The organism is Enterobacter vonholyi (assembly GCF_008364555.1).
Taxonomy (GTDB): Bacteria; Pseudomonadota; Gammaproteobacteria; order Enterobacterales; family Enterobacteriaceae; genus Enterobacter; species Enterobacter vonholyi.
This window is the reverse complement of sequence record NZ_VTUC01000002.1, coordinates 11,915-35,676: the sequence shown is the minus strand read 5'-3', so window position 1 is coordinate 35,676 and position 23,762 is coordinate 11,915. Positions and strand designations below refer to the sequence as shown.

At 58.6% G+C, this 23,762-nt stretch carries 22 protein-coding genes; 7 read left to right on the top strand and 15 right to left on the bottom strand.

Going from position 1 to position 23,762, the window contains the following annotated elements; genetic code table 11:
- The first annotated feature begins 50 nt into the window (after positions 1 to 50).
- The gene (gene yvcK / locus F0319_RS02430) at positions 51 to 959 is read left to right on the top strand and encodes a uridine diphosphate-N-acetylglucosamine-binding protein YvcK (protein WP_149366195.1); all 909 of its coding nucleotides are present in this window, start codon (positions 51 to 53) and stop codon (positions 957 to 959) included.
- Positions 960 to 1,051: 92 nt separating this feature from the next.
- On the opposite strand, the gene uvrB is transcribed toward yvcK, so the two are convergent.
- Positions 1,052 to 3,067 carry an excinuclease ABC subunit UvrB gene (uvrB, locus tag F0319_RS02425; protein WP_149366194.1) on the bottom strand — a complete coding sequence of 672 codons (2,016 nt, stop codon included), beginning with the start codon at positions 3,065 to 3,067 and terminating at the stop codon, positions 1,052 to 1,054.
- Between the two features lie 753 nt (positions 3,068 to 3,820).
- Here uvrB and F0319_RS02420 point away from each other — a divergent pair.
- Entirely contained in the window at positions 3,821 to 4,543 is a 723-nt protein-coding gene (locus tag F0319_RS02420) for an ABC transporter ATP-binding protein (RefSeq protein WP_127730105.1), read from the top strand.
- On the opposite strand, the gene bioD is transcribed toward F0319_RS02420, so the two are convergent.
- Genes bioD through bioB form a run of 4 tightly spaced genes read right to left on the bottom strand, consistent with a single transcriptional unit; the run spans position 4,506 to position 8,133 of the window.
- Positions 4,506 to 5,207, bottom strand: coding sequence for a dethiobiotin synthase (gene bioD, locus F0319_RS02415; protein WP_188035079.1), 702 nt, complete (start codon positions 5,205 to 5,207; stop codon positions 4,506 to 4,508). The genes F0319_RS02420 and bioD overlap by 38 nt on opposite strands.
- Complete coding sequence (gene bioC, locus F0319_RS02410) at positions 5,200 to 5,955, bottom strand: malonyl-ACP O-methyltransferase BioC (protein ID WP_149366192.1); 756 nt, start codon at positions 5,953 to 5,955, stop codon at positions 5,200 to 5,202. The genes bioD and bioC overlap by 8 nt, the downstream gene beginning before the upstream one ends.
- Positions 5,939 to 7,096 carry an 8-amino-7-oxononanoate synthase gene (gene bioF / locus F0319_RS02405; protein WP_149366191.1) on the bottom strand — a complete coding sequence of 386 codons (1,158 nt, stop codon included), beginning with the start codon at positions 7,094 to 7,096 and terminating at the stop codon, positions 5,939 to 5,941. The genes bioC and bioF overlap by 17 nt, the downstream gene beginning before the upstream one ends.
- A complete protein-coding gene (bioB, locus tag F0319_RS02400; RefSeq protein WP_111963811.1) occupies positions 7,093 to 8,133 on the bottom strand; it encodes a biotin synthase BioB in 1,041 nt (346 codons plus the stop codon). Before bioB ends, bioF begins: the two co-directional genes overlap by 4 nt.
- 86 nt (positions 8,134 to 8,219) lie before the next feature.
- Here bioB and bioA point away from each other — a divergent pair, with 86 nt between their 5' ends.
- Positions 8,220 to 9,509: an adenosylmethionine--8-amino-7-oxononanoate transaminase gene (gene bioA / locus F0319_RS02395; protein ID WP_420889901.1), complete on the top strand. Its 1,290-nt coding sequence runs from the start codon at positions 8,220 to 8,222 to the stop codon at positions 9,507 to 9,509.
- A 48-nt stretch (positions 9,510 to 9,557) separates the two neighbouring features.
- Positions 9,558 to 10,034: a kinase inhibitor gene (locus F0319_RS02390; protein ID WP_008501131.1), complete on the top strand. Its 477-nt coding sequence runs from the start codon at positions 9,558 to 9,560 to the stop codon at positions 10,032 to 10,034.
- Positions 10,035 to 10,119: 85 nt separating this feature from the next.
- Here the strand turns inward: F0319_RS02390 and hutH are convergent, their stop codons facing one another.
- The 5 genes from hutH to hutI form a co-directional block, all read right to left on the bottom strand.
- Positions 10,120 to 11,640: a histidine ammonia-lyase gene (gene hutH / locus F0319_RS02385; protein ID WP_149366189.1), complete on the bottom strand. Its 1,521-nt coding sequence runs from the start codon at positions 11,638 to 11,640 to the stop codon at positions 10,120 to 10,122.
- Positions 11,637 to 13,325 carry a urocanate hydratase gene (hutU, locus tag F0319_RS02380; RefSeq protein ID WP_111963809.1) on the bottom strand — a complete coding sequence of 563 codons (1,689 nt, stop codon included), beginning with the start codon at positions 13,323 to 13,325 and terminating at the stop codon, positions 11,637 to 11,639. Before hutU ends, hutH begins: the two co-directional genes overlap by 4 nt.
- Positions 13,326 to 13,452: 127 nt before the next feature.
- Complete coding sequence (locus F0319_RS02375) at positions 13,453 to 14,187, bottom strand: histidine utilization repressor (protein WP_111963808.1); 735 nt, start codon at positions 14,185 to 14,187, stop codon at positions 13,453 to 13,455.
- A 19-nt stretch (positions 14,188 to 14,206) separates the two neighbouring features.
- Complete coding sequence (gene hutG, locus F0319_RS02370) at positions 14,207 to 15,145, bottom strand: formimidoylglutamase (protein WP_149366188.1); 939 nt, start codon at positions 15,143 to 15,145, stop codon at positions 14,207 to 14,209.
- On the bottom strand, positions 15,142 to 16,365 hold the full coding sequence (gene hutI / locus F0319_RS02365) for an imidazolonepropionase (protein WP_149366187.1): 1,224 nt from the start codon (positions 16,363 to 16,365) through the stop codon (positions 15,142 to 15,144). Before hutI ends, hutG begins: the two co-directional genes overlap by 4 nt.
- Positions 16,366 to 16,589: 224 nt before the next feature.
- Here hutI and F0319_RS02360 point away from each other — a divergent pair, with 224 nt between their 5' ends.
- Positions 16,590 to 17,873, top strand: a complete 1,284-nt coding sequence (locus tag F0319_RS02360; protein WP_111963805.1) for a putative acyl-CoA thioester hydrolase — start codon at positions 16,590 to 16,592, stop codon at positions 17,871 to 17,873.
- Between the two features lie 120 nt (positions 17,874 to 17,993).
- Here the strand turns inward: F0319_RS02360 and pgl are convergent, their stop codons facing one another.
- The gene (gene pgl, locus F0319_RS02355; RefSeq protein WP_008501123.1) at positions 17,994 to 18,989 is read right to left on the bottom strand and encodes a 6-phosphogluconolactonase; all 996 of its coding nucleotides are present in this window, start codon (positions 18,987 to 18,989) and stop codon (positions 17,994 to 17,996) included.
- 140 nt (positions 18,990 to 19,129) lie between these two features.
- Here pgl and F0319_RS02350 point away from each other — a divergent pair, with 140 nt between their 5' ends.
- Entirely contained in the window at positions 19,130 to 19,948 is an 819-nt protein-coding gene (locus tag F0319_RS02350) for a pyridoxal phosphatase (RefSeq protein WP_149366186.1), read from the top strand.
- On the opposite strand, the gene modC is transcribed toward F0319_RS02350, so the two are convergent.
- From modC to F0319_RS02330, 4 genes are all read right to left on the bottom strand, one after another.
- Positions 19,949 to 21,007, bottom strand: coding sequence for a molybdenum ABC transporter ATP-binding protein ModC (gene modC / locus F0319_RS02345; protein ID WP_032661184.1), 1,059 nt, complete (start codon positions 21,005 to 21,007; stop codon positions 19,949 to 19,951).
- A 2-nt stretch (positions 21,008 to 21,009) separates the two neighbouring features.
- Complete coding sequence (modB, locus tag F0319_RS02340; RefSeq protein WP_033144966.1) at positions 21,010 to 21,699, bottom strand: molybdate ABC transporter permease subunit; 690 nt, start codon at positions 21,697 to 21,699, stop codon at positions 21,010 to 21,012.
- Positions 21,699 to 22,472: a molybdate ABC transporter substrate-binding protein gene (modA, locus tag F0319_RS02335; protein ID WP_111963802.1), complete on the bottom strand. Its 774-nt coding sequence runs from the start codon at positions 22,470 to 22,472 to the stop codon at positions 21,699 to 21,701. The genes modB and modA overlap by 1 nt, the downstream gene beginning before the upstream one ends.
- Before the next feature lie 178 nt (positions 22,473 to 22,650).
- Positions 22,651 to 22,800 (bottom strand): AcrZ family multidrug efflux pump-associated protein, encoded by a 150-nt coding sequence (locus F0319_RS02330; protein WP_008501118.1) that lies wholly within the window; start codon positions 22,798 to 22,800, stop codon positions 22,651 to 22,653.
- Between the two features lie 127 nt (positions 22,801 to 22,927).
- On the opposite strand from F0319_RS02330, the gene modE reads away from it, so the two are divergent.
- Positions 22,928 to 23,716: a molybdenum-dependent transcriptional regulator gene (gene modE, locus F0319_RS02325; protein WP_149366185.1), complete on the top strand. Its 789-nt coding sequence runs from the start codon at positions 22,928 to 22,930 to the stop codon at positions 23,714 to 23,716.
- Positions 23,717 to 23,762: the final 46 nt, after the last annotated feature.

The window sequence follows — 23,762 nt, the reverse complement described above, 5'->3', positions numbered from 1 at the left end:
TAGGGGTAGTTAGGTTACTGTTACGCGATCGAACGTGATAAGGAATACGTATGCGCAATCGCACTTTTGCGGATCTTGACCGAGTGGTCGCTCTTGGCGGAGGACACGGCTTAGGCCGGGTTATGTCCTCTTTGTCGTCGCTCGGCTCAAGGCTGACAGGGATAGTGACTACCACCGACAACGGCGGCTCAACCGGGCGCATTCGTCGTGCCGAAGGCGGCATTGCCTGGGGAGATATGCGCAACTGCCTGAACCAGTTAATTACCGAGCCGAGCGTCGCATCGGCGATGTTTGAGTACCGTTTTGGAGGCAATGGCGAACTTTCCGGGCATAACCTCGGAAATCTGATGTTAAAGGCATTGGATCACCTGAGCGTACGGCCTCTGGAAGCCATCAACTTGATCCGTAATCTGCTGAAAGTGGACGCATTCCTGATCCCCATGTCTGAACAACCGGTTGACTTGATGGCAATCGACGCCGAAGGGCATGAAGTTTACGGCGAGGTGAATATCGACCAGCTCATCCTGCCGCCAGCGGAGTTGATGACCTATCCGAGCGTGCCCGCCACGCGAGAAGCGGTGGAGGCCATCGGGGAAGCGGATCTTATCCTGATCGGTCCGGGAAGTTTTTACACCAGCCTGATGCCCATTCTGCTGGTGAAAGAGCTGGCGCAGGCGCTGCGCCGCACCCCAGCGCCAATGGTTTACATCGGTAACCTCGGGCGAGAGCTGAGCCCGGCAGCCGCAAGCCTGTCGCTGGCGGATAAACTCAATTTGATGGAGCATTACGTCGGTAAGAAGATCATTGACGGCGTGGTGGTCGGGCCGAAGGTAGATGTGTCCGGCATCGGCGATCGTGTGGTGATTCAGGAGCCGCTGGAGGCCTCAGACATCAAGTATCGCCATGACCGCAATCTGCTGCGCGAGGCGCTGGAGAAGGCGATTCAGGCGCTGGGCTGACAATAAAACCCGGTGGCGCTTCACTTAGCGGGGCGACAAAAGGCGCGAATCCCGCAGGCCCGGAAAGCGCAGCGCCACCGGGCAAAACCAACTCACGATGCCGCGATAAACAGATCCCGCAGCTGATGAAGCTGGTCGCGGATCTGCGCCGCCTCTTCGAACTCCAGGTTCTGCGCGTGCTGCATCATCTGCCCTTCCAGCTCGTGGATTTTCTGCTGCAGCGCTTTCGGCGTCAGCACGACGGTATCTTCTCCCACCACTGAACGCGCCTTGCCGCGGCCTTTCGCTTTGGTTTTGGCAATGTTCTGACCCAGCGCCAGAATATCCACCACCTTCTTGTTCAGCCCCTGCGGCGTAATGCCGTGTTCTTCGTTGTAGCGCTGCTGTTTCTCGCGGCGGCGTTCCGTCTCGCCAATCGCTTTCGCCATCGACGGGGTAATTTTGTCACCGTACAGAATCGCTTTACCGTTGACGTTACGCGCGGCGCGGCCAATGGTCTGAATCAGCGAACGCTCAGAACGCAGGAAGCCCTCTTTATCCGCGTCCAGAATCGCCACCAGCGAGACCTCCGGCATATCCAGACCTTCTCGCAGCAGGTTGATTCCTACCAGCACGTCAAACTCGCCCAGACGCAGATCGCGGATGATCTCCATGCGCTCCACGGTATCGATATCCGAGTGCAGATAACGTACCTTCTCGCCGTGCTCTTCGAGATACTCGGTGAGGTCTTCCGCCATACGCTTGGTGAGCGTGGTCACCAGCACGCGCTCGTTAATGGCGGAACGGGCGCGGATCTCAGAGAGCAGGTCGTCCACCTGCGTTGCCACCGGACGCACCTCGATAATCGGGTCCAGCAATCCAGTCGGACGCACCACCTGGTCCACCACCTCATCGCCGGATTTTTCCAGCTCGTAGTTACCCGGCGTGGCCGAGACGTAGATGGTTTGCGGCGCCAGCGCCTCAAATTCTTCAAACTTCATCGGACGGTTATCCAGCGCTGACGGCAGGCGGAAACCGTACTCCACCAGCGTCTCTTTACGCGCCCGGTCACCGCGGTACATCCCGCCGATCTGCGGGATCGTGACGTGGGATTCGTCGATCACCAGCAAACCGTCGGCCGGAAGGTAATCAAACAGCGTCGGCGGCGGCTCGCCGGGCCCGCGTCCGGAGAGGAAGCGCGAGTAGTTTTCGATGCCGGAGCAGTAGCCCAGCTCGTTCATCATCTCAAGATCAAACTGGGTACGCTGGCTCAGGCGCTGCTCTTCGAGCAGCTTATTGTTCGCCAGCAGAACCTTACGGCGTTCCGCCAGCTCCACTTTGATCTCTTCCATCGCCTGTACGATACGCTCGCGCGGCGTCACGTAGTGCGTTTTCGGGTAGATGGTGAAGCGCTGGATCACTGACTCAACGTGTCCGGTCAGCGGGTCGAAGAGCGACAGGCGCTCGACCTCCTCGTCAAACAGCTCGACGCGCAGCGCCATATCGTCCGATTCTGCCGGGAAGATGTCGATCACTTCGCCGCGCACGCGGAAGGTGCCGCGCTGGAAGGCCTGATCGTTGCGGGTGTACTGCAGCTCCGCCAGACGACGCAAAATCGCACGCTGGTCGATGATCATCCCCTGCGTCAGGTGCAGCATCATCTTGAGATAGAGATCCGGATCGCCCAGACCGTAGATCGCGGAAACCGATGCGACGACCACCACATCACGACGCTCAAGAAGCGCCTTAGTGGCCGACAGTCGCATCTGCTCGATGTGTTCGTTCACCGAGGCATCTTTCTCAATGAAGGTGTCAGAGCTCGGCACATAGGCTTCAGGCTGGTAGTAATCGTAGTAGGAGACGAAATACTCCACCGCGTTTTCCGGGAAGAACTCTTTCATTTCGCCGTATAGCTGCGCCGCCAGGGTTTTATTGGGTGCCAGCACCATCGTTGGGCGCTGGAGATCCGCAATCACGTTGGCGATGGTGAACGTTTTACCTGAGCCGGTTACCCCCAGCAGCGTCTGGTGCGCCAGCCCATCTTCCAGCCCCTCTTCCAGACGACGGATCGCCTCAGGCTGATCGCCTGATGGACGGAAAGCAGAATTCAATTTGAACGGTTTACTCATGGGCGACAACCTGATGACGTTATAAGCGGCAGGTGTGTAATTTTACTCCTTGTTGCCAGGAATGCCAGTAAAAAACACTGGATGAAAAACCAGTAGCATGTCAGGATATTTAGCATAGCGCCTGAATGATTAGCGCGATAGCGGCCAAAATTTGGACAGTGGCAACATAAAACACCAGTCAGGTCAGGTTATCCCCAGAACTTTTTCTTTTTTAACATTTGTCAAGCCAGGTAATGATAGTTTTATGGCAACCGGTGACACTTTCATGACGGGAATTGCTTTTATCTAAGCAGTTAAAAAATAAACGATATTTTCTAAAGCCGCGTTTCGCGTCAATTTGGGCGAAAGCCGCGTCTTCTCTCGCTTATCGCGTGTTTTCTAACTCTAATGCACATGGTTATCCACAGGAATAGTGGATAACTGCTTCCAGCCCATACAGACTGGCGCTCTGCAAATTCCCGGATTTTCCCACGAGACGGCGACAAAAAATTTTTATAGCTATTTTTTGCTGATTAACAGTTGCGTCATTCATAACCAACCGATGGGATCTTGCTCACATTTTCATCATTTCGGGTTCTGCACCACAACTCATCACCGTCGGCACCGTCAATGTGCAATCCGGTTTTTTTATAAACCGCTTTCCGGTGACTTATTCCTAAAAAAGTCGCTTTTTTAATCACTTTCCGCTTTATGGCAGGGGTTTTGCAGAATCAACAGCGAGCCTCACCTACACACATTTTTAAGGAGAGAAAGATGTTGAGTCTGCGTGCTGTGAATCAGTTTTACGGAAGTCAACATACGCTATGGAATGTGGATTTAGATTTTCCGCAAGGGATGTGTACAGGCGTCGTTGGCCTGCCGGGCATGGGGAAAACCACCCTAATGAATTGCATCGCCGGGAAGGTGCCTGTCGAAAGCGGCAGCATCATCTGGTATGAGGCGGGTGCGCCGCCGCGTGATTTGCTAAACCCGCCGCCAGAACAGCGTTCCGGCCCGGAGATTGGCTATGTCTCGCAGGACAGGCGGATCTTCTCCCAGCTAACGATTGAGGAGAACCTGCATATCGCCATGCGCGCGACGGGGAAACCTAACCCGAACGCAAAAAATGACGTTTACGACCTGTTTCCGGCGCTCTATGGGGTGCGACAGACCCGTGCCAACACGCTCTCTCCGGACGACCAGTATCAGCTGGCGCTGGCTAATGCGCTGGTGAACCGTCCACACCTGCTGATCCTCGATGAGCCCCTGCACGGCGCGGGGCACAGCTTCGCCCAGAAGCTGGGACAGCTGTTGGTGCGCTTAAACCGGGAGTTAGGCATGACGGTGCTGTTAGCAGAGCAGCAGATGTCGTTTATCCGCCGGGTGGCTGACCGTTTCTGTATGCTCTATCGCGGGCGTAACGTGGCGCAGGGCCACGTTAACGAACTGGATGACGAGCTTATTGCTCACTGGATGTCGCGGGAAGCAAGACGCTGAGATCGAGATAACGCCCGGTTTCGGCATTTTCCGCGCCGTCAGCAAGCCAGGGGATTTCCCCGAGGCACGGCGCGGGAAGGACGCGCCTGAGCGTCGCCAGATACTCCTGATGGCGTTTACCCGGCGCAACCACGTCGTTGGCTATCCAGCCTGCCAGACGCAGTCCGGCCTGCTGTACGGCCTGCGCGGTCAACATGGCGTGATTGATGCAGCCCAGCTTGACGCCGACGACCAGAATGACCGGAAGCTGCTCGGACTTCACCCAGTCGGCAAACGTCTGCGTGTCCGAAAGCGGCGTAAACCAGCCGCCAGCCCCTTCAACCAGCACCCAGTCGGCCTGATTTTCCAGCGTCCGCAATCCGGCGGACAGCACGGCGAAATCAATAGGACGACCTTCATCGGCGCTGATAATGTGCGGCGAGGTCGGCTCGGCAAAAGTGTACGGATTCACCGCGGAATAGGCGAGTTCAAGGGTGCTGTTACGCTGGAGCGCCAGCGCGTCGGTGTTGCGTAACCCTTCCGCCGTCATCTCGCTGCCGGACGCCACTGGCTTATATCCGGCGGTGTTTTTCCCGAGCAGCCGTGCCGCCTGCAGCAGCGCCGAGCTGGCCACCGTTTTACCCACTTCTGTGTTCGTGCCGGTGACAAAATAACGTTCAGTCACGTTCGATAATCCCATGAAAAAGTTGATAGGAGAGCGGGAATTGACCCCGCTGCTGCGGCCAGGCCAGCTCAAGGCGCTGCAGCTGACCGCGGGTGAGCGGTTTTTTCTCGCGTCCGGTATGCAGGTGCGTGGCGCCTATGCCCTTCAGCGAACGCATGGCGCTGAACGCATCGCTAAAATTGAGCGTGATGGTCTGCACCACGCTGCGTGAGCGACAGCCTGCCAGCGCCTGCGTCACCTGCTCATGCGATAAAAAGCGGTTAGCGTGCGGCTGTTCATCGACTGCCTGCCAGGCCTGATTCAGCTCCGGCAGCGAACTTTCCAGCAAGGTGGTAAACGCCACCTTCCCGCCCGGTCGCGCGACGCGATAAAGCTCGCGCAAGGCCTGCGGCAGGCTGCTGCACCACTGGACCGCCAGATGGCTCCAGACCAGATCGAACTGCGCATCCGCCAGCGGGATCGCCTCGATATCGGCTAGCAGATAGCGATCAGCTGCCTGCCTCTGACGCGCCTCGTCGAGCATCTGCTCTGAGAGGTCGATAGCCGTGACCTGGCTTCCCGCCCCGCGCCAGTAGAGGCTGTTACTGCCGGGACCACAGCCGGCGTCCAGCACCTGTGGAAAACGGTTCTCGCCAAGCGCGGCCAGAAGCCCCTGCGCGCTCAGACGCTGCAGCTCATCGTGCTGCGAATAGCTCTGCGCGGCGCGGCCAAATGCCGCCGCGATGGCCTGCTTATTCACCGGCATCATGGAGCGCCTCCAGCAACGTCTCAATATCCTGTCGTTCATGCGCCGCCGTCAGGGTTAAGCGCAGACGCGCCGTGCCCGGTGGGACGGTTGGCGGTCGGATGGCGGTGACCCACATGCCGCGCTGGCGCAGCGCCTGTGCCAGCGCCAGCGCGCGGCCGTTTTCTCCGACAATCACCGGCTGGATAGCGCTCTGCGAATCGGGACTGTGGAAAGGCAGCGCCGCTAATCCCTGACGGAAGCGGGCAACATGCTCTGCCAGCCGCTGGCGACGTTCATCCCCTTCCGCGCTGCGTATCACAGCCAGCGACGCAGACAGCGCAACGGCCTGCGCCGGGGGCATGCTGGTGCTGTAAATCAGGTGTCGGGCAAACTGCAGCAGATAGTCGGCGACGGACTCGCTGCACAGCACGGCGGCGCCGCTAACGCCAAAGCCCTTGCCAAAGGTGACAATCAGCAGTTCAGGCTTCACGTTTTGCTGATACGCGCTTCCGCGCCCTTCGTCGCCCATCACGCCGGTGCCGTGGGCATCGTCCACCAGCAGCCAGGCATTCTGTCGCTTTGCGGCCTCGTGCAGCGCGGCAAGCGGCGCGCTGTCGCCGTCCATGCTGAACACTCCTTCGGTGACAGCCAGCTGTTGTCCTTCGCAGGGTTTATCCAGCAGCGCTGCGAGCTGTCCCGCATCGTTATGGGCAAAACGCCGCAGCTGAGCCGGGCTTAAATTTGCAGCCTCCAGCAGGGACGCATGGCTTAAGCGATCGGCAACAATGCGATCGTCCTTTCCCATCAGGGCCGTAATGACCGCCTGATTGGCGGCAAATCCGGAGATAAACAGCAGCGCGCGCGGGTAGCCCAGCCAGTCGGCAAGCTCCTCTTCCAGCGCATGATGCGCCGTGGTGTACCCGCTGACGTGACCCGATCCGCCGCTGCCCACGCCAAATCGCTCCGCGCCCTGCTGCCAGGCGCGGATAATGGCCGGATGCTGGCTCAGCCCGAGATAGTCGTTGCTGGAGAAATTGCAGAACCGCTGGCCTTCACGGGTAAGAAAACGGCCCGCGCCGTTTTCCACCACCCTGCGAACGCGAAATGCCTCTGCCGCCCGACGGTCGTCGAGCGCAGAGTTGATACGTGCCTGCCAGGTCATACGGCTGCCGCGTTGTAGAACTGTTCGGTGTCGGCGTTGAAAATCTGCTGCTCCAGCTGCTGCTGTTGCTCGTTATCGCCCGTCAGCACTTCGGTCTGATGCGGGTTCAGCCCCAGCTTGCGGAACAGCTGAACGTCTTTATCCTCTTCCGGGTTCGGCGTGGTCAGCAGCTTGCAGCCGTAGAAGATGGAGTTGGCTCCGGCCATAAAGCACATCGCCTGGGTCTGCTCGTTCATCTGCTCGCGACCCGCTGAGAGGCGAACGTAAGACGTTGGCATCATGATGCGCGCCACCGCGATGGTACGGATAAAATCAAACGCATCCACGTCGTCGTTGTCCGCCAGCGGCGTGCCCTTGACCTTCACCAGCATGTTGATCGGCACGCTTTCCGGCGGGGTCGGCAGGTTCGCCAGCTGCAGCAGCAGGCCCGCGCGGTCTTTCACGGTTTCGCCTAAGCCCACGATGCCGCCGGAGCAGACCTTAATCCCCGCGTCACGCACTTTATCCAGCGTATCCAGACGCTCCTGGTAGGTACGCGTGGTGATGATGTTGCCGTAAAATTCCGGCGAGGTGTCGAGGTTGTGGTTGTAGTAATCCAGCCCCGCTGCCGAGAGGCGCTGCGCCTGCTCCTCGTTGAGCGTACCGAGCGTCATACAGGCTTCGAGACCCATCTCCTTCACGCCTTTTACCATCTGCTCCAGATACGGCATGTCGCGATCGTGCGGGTTCTTCCACGCCGCGCCCATGCAGAAGCGGGTCGAGCCGGCGTTTTTCGCCTTGCGCGCGGAGTCGAGGACCTGCTCGACTTCCATCAGGCGCTCTGACTCCAGACCGGTTTTGTAGCGTGCGCTCTGCGGGCAATATTTGCAGTCTTCGGGGCAGGCGCCGGTCTTGATCGACAGCAGCGTGCTGACCTGAACATGGCGGGGATCGAAGTGCTGACGATGCACCTGTTGGGCTTCGAACATCAGCTCAAGGAAAGGTTTGTTGAATAATTCAGTAACTTGCGACATCGTCCAGCGTGCGTGGTGAGCCATCGGGCTTCTCCAAAGGGTTTTGTTAATTTTCGGTTCGGTTTATACTCGTAAACCTAAAACTTTTCAAAATGGTTTACAAGTCGATTATGACCCAGGACGATCTCGCCTTCGACAAGCAGCATATCTGGCACCCTTACACCTCCACCACCCGCCCCCTTCCCGTCTATCCGGTTGCCTCCGCCCACGGCTGCGAGCTGCACCTCGCCAGCGGCGAGCGGCTCGTTGACGGCATGTCTTCGTGGTGGGCGGCGATTCACGGGTACAACCACCCGCGCCTGAATGCGGCGATGAAGGCCCAGATTGACCAGATGTCGCACGTGATGTTTGGCGGGATCACTCATCAGCCCGCGGTGGATTTATGCCGTCGTCTGGTGGCGATGACGCCTGAATCGCTGGAGTGCGTATTCCTGGCAGATTCCGGCTCCGTGGCGGTGGAAGTGGCGATGAAAATGGCGCTGCAGTACTGGCACGCCAGAGGCGAAACGCGCCAGCGGTTCCTCACCTTCCGCAACGGCTATCACGGGGATACCTTCGGAGCGATGTCGGTTTGCGATCCGGACAACTCCATGCACAGCCTGTGGAAGGGGTATCTGCCGGAAAACCTGTTTGCCCCTGCGCCGCAGAGCCGCTTCGACGGCGAGTGGAACGAGATGGACATGGTCGGCTTCGCGCGGCTGATGGCGGCGCATCGTCATGAGATTGCCGCCGTGATCCTTGAGCCTATTGTGCAAGGCGCGGGCGGAATGAGGATGTACCACCCGGAATGGCTGAGGCGTATTCGCAGGATGTGCGACCGCGAGGGCATTCTGCTGATTGCCGATGAGATCGCCACCGGCTTTGGCCGCACCGGCAAGCTGTTTGCCTGCGAACATGCGGGCATTGCGCCGGATATTCTGTGTCTGGGTAAAGCGCTGACGGGCGGCACCATGACGCTCTCCGCCACGCTCACGACCCGCCAGGTGGCCGACACCATCAGCGACGGCGAAGCCGGCTGCTTTATGCACGGCCCGACGTTTATGGGTAACCCGCTGGCCTGCGCCGTGGCGAGTGAAAGCCTTGCGATTCTGGAGAGCGGCGAGTGGCAGACGCAGGTTGCGGCGATTGAGGCGCAGCTGAAAACGGAGCTGAGCGCCGCCTCGGGCGCGAATTTCGTGGCGGACGTGCGCGTGCTGGGCGCCATCGGGGTGATTGAAACCACCGATCCGGTGAATATGGCGGCGCTGCAGCGCTTCTTTGTGGACCAGGGCGTGTGGGTGCGGCCTTTCGGCAAGCTTATCTATCTGATGCCGCCGTACAGCATCACGCCAGAGCAGCTTCGAAAATTAACCGACGCGGTTGTAACAGCCGTTAACATTCCCGCGCATTTCATGATTTAACCCAATGCATTACACTTGCTGAACGAGCGATCAACGAGGGTAAACCGTATGAAAATCATCAGTAAAGATCTGCGCGACGGTGAAAAGCTGCCGGAACGGCACGTTTTCAACGGCATGGGGTATCAGGGCGATAACATCTCCCCGCACCTGGCGTGGGACGAGGTTCCGGCAGGCACCAAAAGCTTTGTCGTGACCTGCTACGACCCGGATGCGCCAACCGGTTCCGGATGGTGGCACTGGATTGTGGCGAACCTCCCTGCCGACACGCGCGTCCTGCCGCAGGGTTCGGGTTCAGACCTGGTTGCCCTGCCTGAAGGTGCCATTCAGACGCGCACTGACTTCGGTAAAGCGGGCTACGGCGGCGCGGCGCCACCAAAAGGGGAAACCCACCGTTATATCTTCACGGTGCACGCTCTGGACGTGGAGAAGATTGAGGTCGATGAAGGCGCGAGCGGCGCAATGGTCGGGTTTAACGTGCATTTCCATTCCCTGGGGAGCGCATCGATTACGGCGATGTATTCCTGAAAAAAGCCGGGTGGCGGCTACGCCTTACCCGGCCTGGATTTCGCATTCGTAGGCCCGATAAGCGCAGCGCCACCGGGCAAAAAAATCACAGCACCGAAGGTAACAGCCCCACCAGCCGCCCTTCTTCCAGAAGCTGCATCGCCTTATCAATATCCGGGGCGAAGAAGCGGTCGTCATCGTAATGCGTGACGTGCTCGCGCAGCACCTGACGCGCCTGCTCCAGCAGCGGGCTGGATTTTAGCCCTTCACGCAGATCGATACCCTGACTTGCCGCCAGCCATTCCACCGCCAGCACGCCGCGGGTGTTGGAGGCCATTTCCCAGAGACGACGCCCGGCAGCCGGTGCCATCGAAACGTGATCTTCCTGATTCGCCGAGGTAGGCAGGCTGTCCACGCTGTGCGGATGCGACAGCGCCTTGTTCTCGCTTGCCAGCGCTGCGGCCGTTACCTGAGCGATCATAAAGCCCGAGTTGACCCCGCCGTTACGCACCAGGAACGGTGGCAGCTGGGACATGTGTTTATCCATCATCAGCGCGATACGGCGCTCGGACAACGCGCCGACTTCGGCAATCGCCAGCGCGATATTATCCGCCGCCATTGCCACAGGCTCGGCGTGGAAATTACCGCCGGAGACCACCTCGTTTTCCTGGGCGAACACCAGCGGGTTATCGGACACCGCGTTGGCCTCCACCAGCAGGATCTCCGCCGCCTGGCGCAGCTGCGTCAGGCACGCGCCCATCACCTGCGGCTGGCAGCGCAGGGAATAGGGATCCTGAACCTTCTCGCAGTTATGGTGTGAATCGGCAATTTCGCTGGTGTCGGTAAGCACGTGACGGTACATCGCGGCGGCATCGATCTGCCCGCGCTGACCGCGCACCTCGTGGATGCGGGCATCGAACGGGCGACGCGAGCCCAGCACCGCTTCGGTGGTCAGCGCACCGCACACCACCGCCGAGGCAAACAGATCTTCCGCTTCAAACAGGCCGCGCAGCGCGAAAGCTGTCGATGCCTGCGTGCCGTTCAGCAGCGCCAGCCCCTCTTTCGCCGCCAGCGTGATCGGCGTTAACCCGGCTTTTTTCAGCGCCTCTTTCGCCGGAAGCCACTCGCCCTGCCAGCGCGCTTTGCCTTCACCCAGCAGCAGCAGCGACATGTGCGCCAGCGGCGCGAGATCGCCGGAGGCCCCGACGGAGCCCTTCGCCGGGATCCACGGATAGACCTCCGCATTCACCAGCGCCATCAGCGCCTGGATCACGCTCAGGCGAATGCCGGAGAAACCGCGCGCCAGGCTGTTGATTTTGAGTACCATCATCAGACGGACAATCTCATCGTCAAGCGGCTGGCCAACGCCCGCCGCATGCGACAGCACCAGCGAACGCTGCAGGTTTTCCAGATCGTGCGTCGCGATGCGGGTCTGCGCCAGCAGCCCAAAGCCGGTATTAATCCCGTAAGCCGTGCGCCCTTCGGCAACGATGGCTTCAACGCAGGCGACGCTGTCGTTAATTGCGGCGTGGGCACTTTCATCAAGCGAAAGGGTGACCGGCTGACGCCAGACGTTACGCAGCTGTTTAAGCGTCAGCGAGCCGGGAGTGAGTGTTAACGCGTTCATTCATGCTTTCCTTGTGTGGCAGGGATCATCGGCAGGTTAAGGCCCTGCTCTTTGGCACAGTCAATGGCAATCTCGTAACCCGCATCCGCGTGACGCATCACGCCGGTTGCCGGGTCGTTGTGCAGCACGCGAGCGATACGCGCGGCGGCTTCATCCGTTCCGTCACAGACAATAACCATCCCGGAATGCTGAGAGAAGCCCATCCCCACGCCACCGCCGTGGTGCAGTGACACCCAGGTCGCGCCGCTGGCGGTATTCAGCAGAGCGTTCAGGAGCGGCCAGTCGGAGACCGCATCCGAGCCGTCGCGCATGGCTTCCGTTTCGCGGTTCGGGCTGGCAACGGAGCCGGAGTCCAGGTGGTCGCGGCCAATGACGATCGGCGCGGAAACTTCACCGCTGCGCACCATTTCGTTAAAGGCCAGACCCAGCTTTTGCCGCCACTCCAGCCCTACCCAGCAGATACGCGCCGGCAGGCCCTGGAAGTTAATGCGCTCGCGGGCCATGTCCAGCCAGCGATGCAGATGTTCGTCATCGGCGACGATCTCCTTCACTTTGGCGTCAGTTTTGTAGATATCCTCCGGGTCACCGGACAGGGCAACCCAGCGGAACGGACCGATACCGCGGCAGAACAGCGGACGGATATAGGCCGGAACAAAGCCGGGGAAGTCGAAGGCGTTATTTACGCCCATCTCTTTCGCCATCTGGCGAATGTTGTTGCCGTAATCAAAGGTCGGAATGCCCATCTGGCTGAAAGCCAGCATGGCGGAGACGTGCTCGGCCATGGAGCGCTTCGCGGCAAGCACCGTGCCTTCCGGATCGGTTTCCGCTTTTTGCTGATAGGCTTCCCACGTCCAGCCTTTCGGCAGGTAACCGTGCAGCGGGTCATGGGCGCTGGTCTGGTCGGTGACCAGATCCGGACGCACGCCGCGGGCGACGAGTTCAGGAAGAATGTCCGCCGCGTTGCCGCACAGGGCAATCGACACCGCTTTGCCTTCGGACGTGTATTTTTTGATGCGCGCCAGCGCGTCATCGAGATTCTCGGCCTGTTCGTCGACGTAACGGGTGCGCAGACGGAAATCAATGCGGCTCTGCTGGCACTCAATATTCAGCGAACACGCACCGGCCAGCGTGGCGGCCAGCGGCTGCGCGCCGCCCATGCCGCCGAGACCTGCTGTGAGCACCCAGCGGCCTTTCAGCGAGCCGTTGTAGTGCTGGCGACCGGCTTCCACGAAGGTCTCGTAGGTGCCCTGCACGATCCCCTGGCTGCCGATGTAGATCCAGCTCCCGGCGGTCATCTGGCCATACATCGCCAGCCCTTTGGCGTCCAGTTCGTTGAAGTGTTCCCAGGTGGCCCAGTGCGGCACGAGGTTAGAGTTGGCGATCAGCACGCGCGGGGCGTTTTTGTGGGTTTTAAACACGCCAACCGGCTTGCCGGACTGCACCAGCAGGGTTTCGTCGTGTTCGAGTTCGGTCAGGGATTTTACAATTGCGTCATAGCATTCCCAGTTGCGCGCGGCGCGGCCTATGCCGCCGTACACCACCAGCTCGTGGGGGTTTTCCGCCACCTCAGGATCAAGGTTGTTCATCAACATGCGCAGCGGGGCTTCGGTGAGCCAGCTTTTGGCGGTAAGCGTGGTGCCACGCGCGGCGCGGACATCCTGCTGGCGGTATTTACCTGACGACATTGTATGCTCCTCATACGGGACAGATGATGCATTTAGATATACTTGTATAGACAAGCACACACAAGGCCGGATTTAACAAAAAAGATACAATTTTGTTATATTGCGTTAGCGATCACGCTTATAAAACTTATGACATAAAGTGGCCCTGCAGCCGGTAACGGTTCCCCGGGAAAAGCAGCCGGGCATGCGACACAATGTGCGACGAGGACCAGGTTCGACGGCGGATCAGCAGGCACGGGTCGTGCTCTTTAATTCGCAGCCGTTCGCACTCCTGCGGCGTCGCGCGCACGGCTTCCACAATGTGCTCCCCTTCCGTCAGCGGTGCGACGAGCGAGAGATAGGCGTGCGGCGTGGTCTGGGTGTAATCCTGGTTCAGATAGTCCGGTATCCGTTCAGCGTTCACGCAGCGATCCTCAATCTGCACCGGAATGTCGTTCTCAAAATGCACCATCACCGAGTGGAAGATCCGGCTGCCTTCTTTAACATTCAGCTCTACCGCCTGCTCGGCGCTGGCCTGGGTCTCTTCGAGCACCAGTACCTCACAGCGGTGCTGGTGATTACGCGCGGCAATTTCGTCCGCAATACTGCGGATTTCAAACAGGGCGGACTGCCCTTTCGGTTCCGCCACAAACGTCCCCACGCCCTGCAGGCGCACCAGAAGCCCTTCGTCAGTCAGCTCGCGCAGCGCCCGGTTGATGGTCATCCGGCTAAAGCCAAACTGCGCCACCAGATCGGCCTCCGAGGGAATGCGGTCGTGCGGCCGCCAGACGCCGGTGGCGATTTTTTCACTGATCGCCTGCTTCACCTTTTCGTAGAAAGGCGCGGGAGGGCTCGACTGCGGCAGGGGTGAGCGTGAAAACATCGTGACTCCTTGAATAGTGTTATGCCCACCAGTGAGCAATTTGCCAGGCCAGACGGGCGGCAAGCTTTGCGCCCTGCCCGTCCCGATCGTACTGCGGGTTAAACTCTACCAGATCGGCGGCCTGTAGCTTACCGCTGCGGCAGATTTGTTCGATAACCGGGAGAAGATCCAGCGCCGGTATGCCTAACGCGGCCGGCGCGGACACGGCAGGCATTTCGCTGGCGGGCAGGACGTCCAGATCGATCGTCAGATAGACGCGATCGGCCTGGGCCAGCACCTTTTCCAGCGCGGATAGCGCATCGCGCCTGAAATGGAGATCTTCCACCAGCGTGACGTTCAGGCGTTCGGCCTCATCCCACAGCGCCAGCGTGTTCGCCGCCCGGCTCACGCCAAAGCAGGCGTACTGAAATTCCCGCCCGCGCTCATCGCAGTAGTGCGCCAGCTGGCGAAACGGCGTGCCGGACGTCGCCCGGTCGGCCTTGCGCAGATCGAGATGGGCATCAAGGTTGATGATGACAACCCGCTCGTTCGGGAAGGCGTCCAGCACGCCGCGACCGTGCGCCCACGCGGTTTCGTGTCCGCCGCCAAAGACCAGCGTGCGCATCCCGGAGCGTTGGCAGGCTGTCACGGCATCGCTTAACGCCTGCTGTGCCGCCTCAAGCTCGTCACCTTCAACGTAAACCGAGCCCATATCCGCCAGCCGATCGTGTCCCTGATGGCTGGCCATATTCGCCAGCGCTTCTCGCAGTATATCCGGTGCCTGTACGGCGCCGGGCCTGCCCTGATTGCGTTTTACGCCTGCATCACATTCAAAGCCTATCAGCGCAATGCCGGATGCCAGCGGCGTGAACGCTCCCTGCTGCTTTATCGTCTGGAAAATGCGCGTTGCGTTGCTGGCCTCGGCGCTGTCGTCGCGCCCCTGCCAGACCGTTTCGGCTACGGGCCGCCATAGCTTCATACTGCCTCCCCACGGAAAATACGTTGATACAGCGGGTTGCGTCCCGGCTCGTAGACCATCTCTACCGGATGGTGAGCATCCCAGACGATGAAATCAGCGACAAACCCGGCCCGCAGCTGACCGTGGGTTGCACCACGGCCCAGCGCCTGCGCGGCATGGCGCGTGACGCCAGCCCAGGCTTCTTCAGGCGTCAGGCCAAACTGGACGCAGGCCATGTTCATCGCCAGGTGCAGGCTGGCAAACGGGCTGGTGCCGGGGTTATAGTCGGTGGCGACCGCCATCGGCACACCGTGTTTTCTGAGCTGTTCCACCGGCGGACGCTGGCGCTCCTGCAGAAAATAGAACGCGCCGGGGAGCAGTACCGCAACCGTACCGCTTTGCGCCATCGCCTGAATGCCTGCCTCGTCGAGATATTCGATATGATCGGCGGAGAGTCCTTTATACCGGCTGACCAGCGCCGCACCGCCCTGATTTGAAAGCTGCTCAACATGCCCTTTCACCGGGATACCGAGCGCGGTTGCCGCCTTAAAGAGGCGCTCGGTTTGCGACGAGGTAAAGCCGACGTTTTCGCAGAACACGTCTACTGCTTCGTATAACTCTTTTTGCCACAGCGTGGGCAATATCTGCTCACAGACCAGCGTGAGGTACGCGTCCGGATCCTGTCGGTATTCCGGCGGAGCCGCATGGGCCGCCAGCAGCGTTGGGCTGATATCGATCGGATTATTGAGGCTCAGCTGGCGGGCAACCTGCAGCATCTTCTCTTCGGCTTCGGCGTTGAGACCGTATCCGGATTTGATTTCAACGGTCGTCACGCCTTCATTCATCAAACGCTGAAGCCGCTGCTGCGCCAGCTTAAGCAGGGTTTCGGTTGTGCTGCTGCGCGTCGCCGTCACGGTAGCGTTAATTCCGCCCCCCTGGGCGCTGATGGTTTGATAAGAGACGCCGTTCAGACGCTGCTCCCATTCCGCCGCGCGATCGCCGCCAAATACCAGGTGGGTATGGCAGTCAATCATGCCAGGCGTGACCAGACGCCCCTGGAGATCGACGCAGTGACGGTGTCCGGCCGGAATGTCAGATTCAGGGATCACGGCCAAGATAGTTTGACCCCTTACGACCAGGGCATGTTGCTCTTTCAATCCATAGGGCGCAGATACGTCCGGCACCATCGTAGCCAGTCGCGCATTTCGCCATATCACATCGTCGGGATGAATCTGCTGCATGGGCATTCCACTTGTCATAGGTTGTATAGACATTTATTTGCATCCACCGTCTACTGTCAACCGCCTTGAAGGAAAATGTTAGTTATTTGTGATCACTTACTTGCCGCTCTCGGGCTAAAAATGGAACTTTTACCCTTTTTATCTTCCCGTTTCGCTCAACTTAGTATAAAAAAGCAGGCTATTTCGTCTGTCCCGTAAAGACTTGCATACCCAGGAGCTCTACCTTGAACATTTCCAGGATTTCCCGTCTGGCGTTAGCACTCGCCTTTGGCGTGACCTTATCCGCTTGCAGTTCAACACCACCGGATCAGCGACCTTCTGAGCAGGTTGCGCCCGGTACCGCCTCCCGCCCGATTTTGTCCGCTGATGAAGCGAAAAACTTCGACCGTGCACACTACTTCTCAGCGATGGATCCTAACGCTGCGCCGTGGACCCCGTCGTCTATTAATCTGCCGAAACAGCCTGACTTCGTGGTTGGCCCGGCGGGTGCGCAGGGCGTAACGCATACCTCAATTCAGGCTGCGGTTGATGCTGCCATCACTAAACACAGCGCGTCTCGCCAGTACATCGCGATTCTGCCTGGTGAATATGAAGGCACCGTGTATGTTCCGGCGGCACCGGGCAGCATTACGCTTTACGGTCTGGGCGAAAAAGCGATTGACGTAAAAATTGGCCTGGCGATTGATTCCGAAATCGACAGCAACACCTGGCGTCACCTGGTGAACCCGGCCGGTAAATATATGCCGGGCAAACCGGCGTGGTATATGTTTGATAACTGCCAGAGCAAGCGTTCTGCCACCATTGGCGTAATGTGCTCGGCGGTATTCTGGTCTCAGAATAACGGTCTGCAGCTGCAGAACCTGACCATTCAGAATACCCTGGGTGACAGCGTTGACGCCGGTAACCACCAGGCCGTTGCGCTGCGTAGCGATGGCGATAAGGTGCAGATTAACAACGTCAACATTCTAGGCCGTCAGAACACCTTCTTCGTGACCAACAGCGGCGTGCAGAACACCCTGCAGAATAACCGTCTGACCCGTACCCTTGTGACCAACAGCTACGTTGAAGGTGACGTGGACCTGGTGTCTGGTCGCGGCGCGGTGGTGTTTGATAATACCGATTTCCGCGTGGTGAACTCACGTACTCAGCAGGAAGGTTACGTGTTTGCTCCGGCAACCCAGTCGAACCTCTTCTTCGGCTTCCTGGCCGTGAACAGCCGCTTTAATGCTGCCGGTGACGGCGTGGCGCAGCTGGGACGCTCCCTGGACGTGGACTCAGCCACCAACGGTCAGGTTGTGATCCGCGACAGCGTGATCAACGAAGGCTTCAACATGGCGAAACCGTGGGCGGATGCCGCGATCTCCAAACGTCCGTTCTCCGGCAACACCGGTGCGGTGGATGATAAAGGGAACGTGCAGCGCAACCTGAACGACGCTAACTTCAACCGCATGTGGGAATACAACAACCGCGGTCTGGGTAGCAAAGTGGTTGCTGAGCCGAAGCAGTAAGCTGTTTTGCCGGGTGACGGCTTCGCCTTACTCGGCCTACAGATGATGCAGGCCCGGTAATCGCAGTGCCACCGGGCATAAAAAAACCTCGCATTTGCGAGGTTTTTTGTTTTAAGCAGCTTAGTGAGCGTTAACTACCACCCACATTGGCCCCTGGCCTACGGCGTAGCGCCCTTTTTCTTCCAGCAGTCCCTGCTCGCCTTTAATTTCGTACAGCGCAATGTGGTGGGATTTCTGCCCCGCCGCAATCAGGTATTTGCCGCTGTGATCGATATTAAAGCCGCGCGGCTGGGTTTCCGTTGGCTGGAACCCTTCAATCGCCAGTACGCTGCCGTCTTCAGAGACGCTAAAGACGGTAATCAGGCTGGAGGTACGGTCACAGGCGTACAGATGGCGGCCATCTGGCGTAATGTGGATATCCGCCGCCCAGCGGGTGTCGGAGAAATCAGACGGCATCATGTCCAGCGTCTGCACGCACTCAATCTGACCGTTTGGATCTTTCAGTTCCCATACGTCCACTGAGCTGTTCAGTTCGTTGACCACGTAGGCATACTGCTGGTTCGGGTGGAAGACCATATGACGCGGACCAGCGCCTTCAACAGTCGTAACTTCAGCTGGATTCTGCGCCACCAGGTGACCATCGTCGCTCAGGGTAAACAGGCAGATACGATCCTGCTTCAGCGCAGGTACCCACAGCGTGCGGTTATCCGGAGAGATATTCGCCGAGTGGCAGCCTTCCAGCCCTTCCACCACGTCCACGGTTTCGACCGGAATGCCATCCTCCAGACGCGTTACGCTGACGCAGCCCGCGTTATACGAGCCGCTGAAGACAAAGTTACCTTTACGATCGGTTGAGATATGGGTTGGGCTGCCCGGCAACGGGGCTTCAGCAGTGTACGTCAGCGCGCCGTCGTCCGGAGAAATGCGATAGGCCAGCACGCGAAACTCCGGGCGCACACCCACGTACAAGAAACGTTTATCCGGGCTGATGACCATCGGCTGTACCTGGCCTGGCACATCAACAACCTGAACCAGCGTGAGTGTCCCTTCGGTATTTAAACGCCAGACGTGGATCTGCTGGCTTTCAGGACTGGCGGTATAAACGGTTTGTTTCATGAATATTCACTCCTCACTGCGCATGAAAGTAGTTAACTTTTGACGGTGAATGCTGAATTGTCGACAGGAATTTTGAAGCGTTCGCCTCTCGGTGTACCATCCCATCAAAACGTAAATTCAATATTAACCCGGGAAAACAGATGACCTCGCGTGTGATTGCTCTGGATTTAGACGGTACCTTACTGACGCCGCAAAAAACCCTTCTCCCCTCTTCTCTGGAAGCGCTTAAACGCGCGCAGGAAGCGGGATATCAACTCCTTATCGTAACGGGTCGACATCACGTTGCCATTCACCCTTTTTATCAGGCACTGGCGTTAGATACACCTGCAATTTGTTGTAATGGCACTTATTTGTATGATTATCAGGCAAAAAAGGTTTTAGAATCCGACCCGCTGCCGGTTCCCCAGGCGCTGCAACTGATTGATCTGCTGGATGAGCATGCCGTTCACGGCCTGATGTATGTGGATAACGCGATGGTCTACGAGCGCCCTACCGGCCACGTGGTGCGCACCAGCAACTGGGCGTTGTCCCTGCCTGAAGCGCAGCGTCCCGTCTTTACCCAGGTTTCCTCCCTGCGTCAGGCGGCCCAGGACGTTGAGGCTATATGGAAATTCGCCCTGACGGATGAAGACACCACCAAGCTGAATGCCTTCGCGAAACACGTGGAACAGACGCTGGGTCTGGAGTGCGAATGGTCCTGGCACGATCAGGTGGATATTGCCCGCAAAGGCAACAGCAAAGGCAAACGCCTGACGCAGTATGTGGAATCAAAAGGCTGGTCGATGCAGGACGCGATCGCCTTCGGCGACAACTACAACGACATAAGCATGCTGGAAGCCGCCGGTACCGGCGTGGCGATGGGCAATGCCGACGACGCGGTAAAAGCGCACGCCAACGTGGTGATTGGCGACAACACCACCGACAGCATCGCGCAGTACATTTACACTCACCTGCTGTAATCAGGCGGTGATCGAGACGCTCTTAATTTGCGCGTAAAGCCACAGTCCGGGTTTGATCCCTAACTCATCCCTGGCCCACGGGCTGATGCGCGCCCAGAGCGTCCTGCTGCCGACCTCGAGCTTCACTTCCACTTGCCCGTTATCATCAAAACATTCCGCCACTTTGGCGCGCAGGATATTTCGAATACTGGTTTGCAGCGGGGGCTGCAGCACCAGCGAGACGTCCGACGCCTGGATGCGAATACGCAGCGCGGACTGTAACGGCTTGTCGATCTTATTGACCCACAGGTGCTGATCGCCCAGCGCCAGCGCCGTCATCGCGTAGTGCGGATGATGTTCCAGGACGCTTACTTTCAGAATGCTGCTCTGCTGTTCCCGGGGCAACCAGGGGTGCATCACGCTGCTGCCCCACACCTCTTCCAGGTTGCCGAAGGCCTTGACGCTGCCCTCTTCCAGCACCAGCACTTTGTCGGCCAGATGGAGGATCTCATCCAGCGAATGGCTGACGTAGAGCATCGGAATATTAATTTCCCGCGTCAGGCGCTGTAGATAAGGCAGAAGTTCGCGTTTACGCGGAATATCCAGCGAGGCCAGCGGTTCGTCGAGCAGCAGCAGTTCGGGTGCGGTCAGCAACGCGCGGCCAATGGCCACGCGCTGTTTTTCTCCACCGGAGAGCGAGGATGGCAGCCTGTCGAGCAATGGCTCAATACCTAAAAGCGTCACCAGCTTATCAAACTGCCCGGCCATGCTTTTCGCCATGCCGTAACGCAGGTTGCCGCGCACGCTGTAGTGCGGGAACAGGCGTGCATCCTGGAAAACATAGCCGATGCGGCGTTTATCCGGCGAGAGGTAAACCTTATTCTCCACGTCATTCAGGACCCGGTCATTCAGGACAATACGGCCAGACTGCGGACGCGTCAGGCCGCTGATGGCATTAATCAGCGACGTTTTTCCCGCCCCCGACACGCCAAAGATGGCGGTGATTCCGCTTGCCGGCAGCGTTTCATTAAGCGTCAGGGTATGGTTTCCCAGCGTCTGGGTGAAATGGAGTTCCAGCATGCTTATTTCCCCATCCGCTCGCGGCTGAGCCGCGCCAGCCATTCAGACACCATTAGCGACACCAGCGCCAGCACAATTGAAATGATACACAGCCGCGCCGCCGCGCCTTCACCGCCCGGCGTTTGAATCAGCGTATACATGGCCGACGGAATCGTCCGCGTCTCACCGGGTATGTTCGACACAAACGTGATCGTCGCGCCAAACTCGCCGAGCGAGCGGGCGAAGGCCAGCACCGTCCCGACAATAATGCCGGGTAACGTCAGGGGCAGCGTGATGGTGAAAAAGACGCGCCAGCGCCCGGCGCCCAGCGTGCGGGCCGCCTGTTCAAGCTTCATGTCCACCCCTTCCAGCGCGAGACGTATCGCCCGCACCATCAGTGGGAATGACATCACCGCCGCAGCCAGTACCGCACCGCGCCAGCTAAAAGCGAACGTCAGCCCAAACCAGTCGTAGAGCTTCTCGCCGATAAAACCGCGTCGCCCCATCGAAATCAGCAGCAGGTAACCGACCACTACGGGCGGCAACACGAGCGGAAGATGAAGCACGCTGTCGAGCAGCGTTTTGCCGGGAAACTGACAGCGAACCAGTAGCCAGGCAAAGAAGATCCCAAAGGGCAAACTCAGCGCAACCGCCAGGGAAGAGACTTTAAGGCTCAGCAGAACAGCCTGCCATTCAGGATCGGTCAATATCATCAGTGAGTCGTAAATCCGTAACGTTTAAAGATAGCGGACGCTTCAGGCCCCTTCAGATAATCGCGGAAAGCCGTCACGGTCGCATTTTTATGTCCATCAACAATCGCAACAGGATATTCCACTTTCTTGTGGGAGTCTTCCGGGAACGTTGCCACCACTTTCACCCCCTTACTGGCTACGGCATCAGAGCCATACACAATGCCCAGCGGGGCTTCGTTGCGTTCCACCAGCGCCAGCGCGCCGCGCACGTCTTCGGCCGGGGCCAGCTTCGGCGACAACGTCTCCCATGCGCCCAGCTTTTGCAGCGCTTCTTTGGCATAAATCCCGGCCGGAACGTGCGCCGGGTCGCCCACCGCCAGACGGCCACCGTTCAGCAGGCTCGTCCAGTTGGTCTGTTTGTTGATAGTGATGTCCGCCTGCGCGCTGCCTTTTGGCGCCACGACAACCAGGCTATTCCCCAGCAGCGTTTCGCGGGTTGTCGCATCAATTGATTTCTTCTCCGCCGCGTAATCCATCCACTTCTGATCCGCCGAGATGAACAGATCCGCCGGTGCGCCCGCTTCTATCTGGCGAGCCAGCGTCGAGGAAGAGGCAAAAGAGGAGACCACCTCGACGTTTTTCTCTTTTTTATACGCCGCCGCAATATCCTGCAGCGCGTTAGTCAACGACGCCGCCGCAAAGACCGTGATTTTACCCTCGTCCGCCAGCGCGTGTCCGGTAAGGGAAAGCGTCAATGTTGCCCCTGCAAAAAGGCGTACCCATGAACGTGCCATCTGTAACTCCTGTGAGTAGCGTTATATACAAATTAATATAACGATAACGTCAGGGAGATCCCAGCGTTTAATCGTACCGCTGAATGGGTAAACCGGTGTGATGCGTTAAATTATATCGGCGAAAACGGGAAAATCTTGAGAGCAAAACGCCCGGACAAGCCGGGCGTTTTGAGGGGAATCAATGCTGCTTTTTAGCCTGGTCTCTGTGACCAATGTTCGAAAAGACGTTGAACACTTCACCCAGGCCGTAGATGGCACCGAGGATGATGGCCATCACTACTGGTACCATGATCACGGCGAATACCAGACTTTTCAACAACTCTAACATGGTTTTCTCCAGATATTGTGAATGACTCATTCTACCCTGAATAGTGAGAAAAACATCCCCTTTTGTGCGGTACCCTTTGCGCCCTGCACCATTTGGGTCACAATACTCTTTTTGCCAGGACACTGTTATGCAGGCCGAAATTCTCCTCACTCTACGACTTCAGCAAAAGCTTTTCGCCGATCCGCGACGTATCGCCCTGCTTAAACAAATAGAACAAACGGGCTCGATTAGCCAGGGGGCGAAAAACGCGGGAATCAGCTATAAAAGCGCCTGGGACGCCATCAACGAGATGAACACCCTGAGCGAACACCCGCTGGTGGACAGAGCCACGGGCGGCAAAGGCGGCGGCGGTGCGATCGTGACGCGTTATGGCCAGCGCCTTATTCAGCTTTACGATCTGCTGGCGCAGATCCAGCAAAAAGCGTTTGATGTGTTGAGCGATGACGATAACGTTCCGCTGGACAGTCTGCTGGCCGCCATTTCCCGCTTCTCTTTACAAACCAGCGCCCGCAACCAGTGGTTTGGTACGGTGACGGCGCGCGACGATCTCCAGGTACAGCAGCATATTGAGATCCTGCTTGCCGATGGCACCACCCGTCTGAAAGCCGCCATAACGGCGCAGAGCGCAGAGCGTCTTGAGCTTGATGAAGGTAAAGAGGTGCTGGTGCTGCTGAAAGCGCCGTGGGTCACTATCACGCGCGATCCCGACGCGGCAAAGGCAGCAGATAACCAGCTGCCGGGCACAATCAGCCATATCGAACGCGGCCAGGCGCAATGCGAAGTGCTTATGACCCTGGCAGATGGGCAACCGCTCTGTGCGACCATACCGCTCAGCGAGTCGGACGACTTAGAAGAAGGTGCTGTCGTCACCGCTTATTTCAACGCGGACCGGGTGATTATCGCCACTTTGTGCTGAGCACATTGACAATCGAACCGACAGTGCGTATCCCTGATATCTGGTG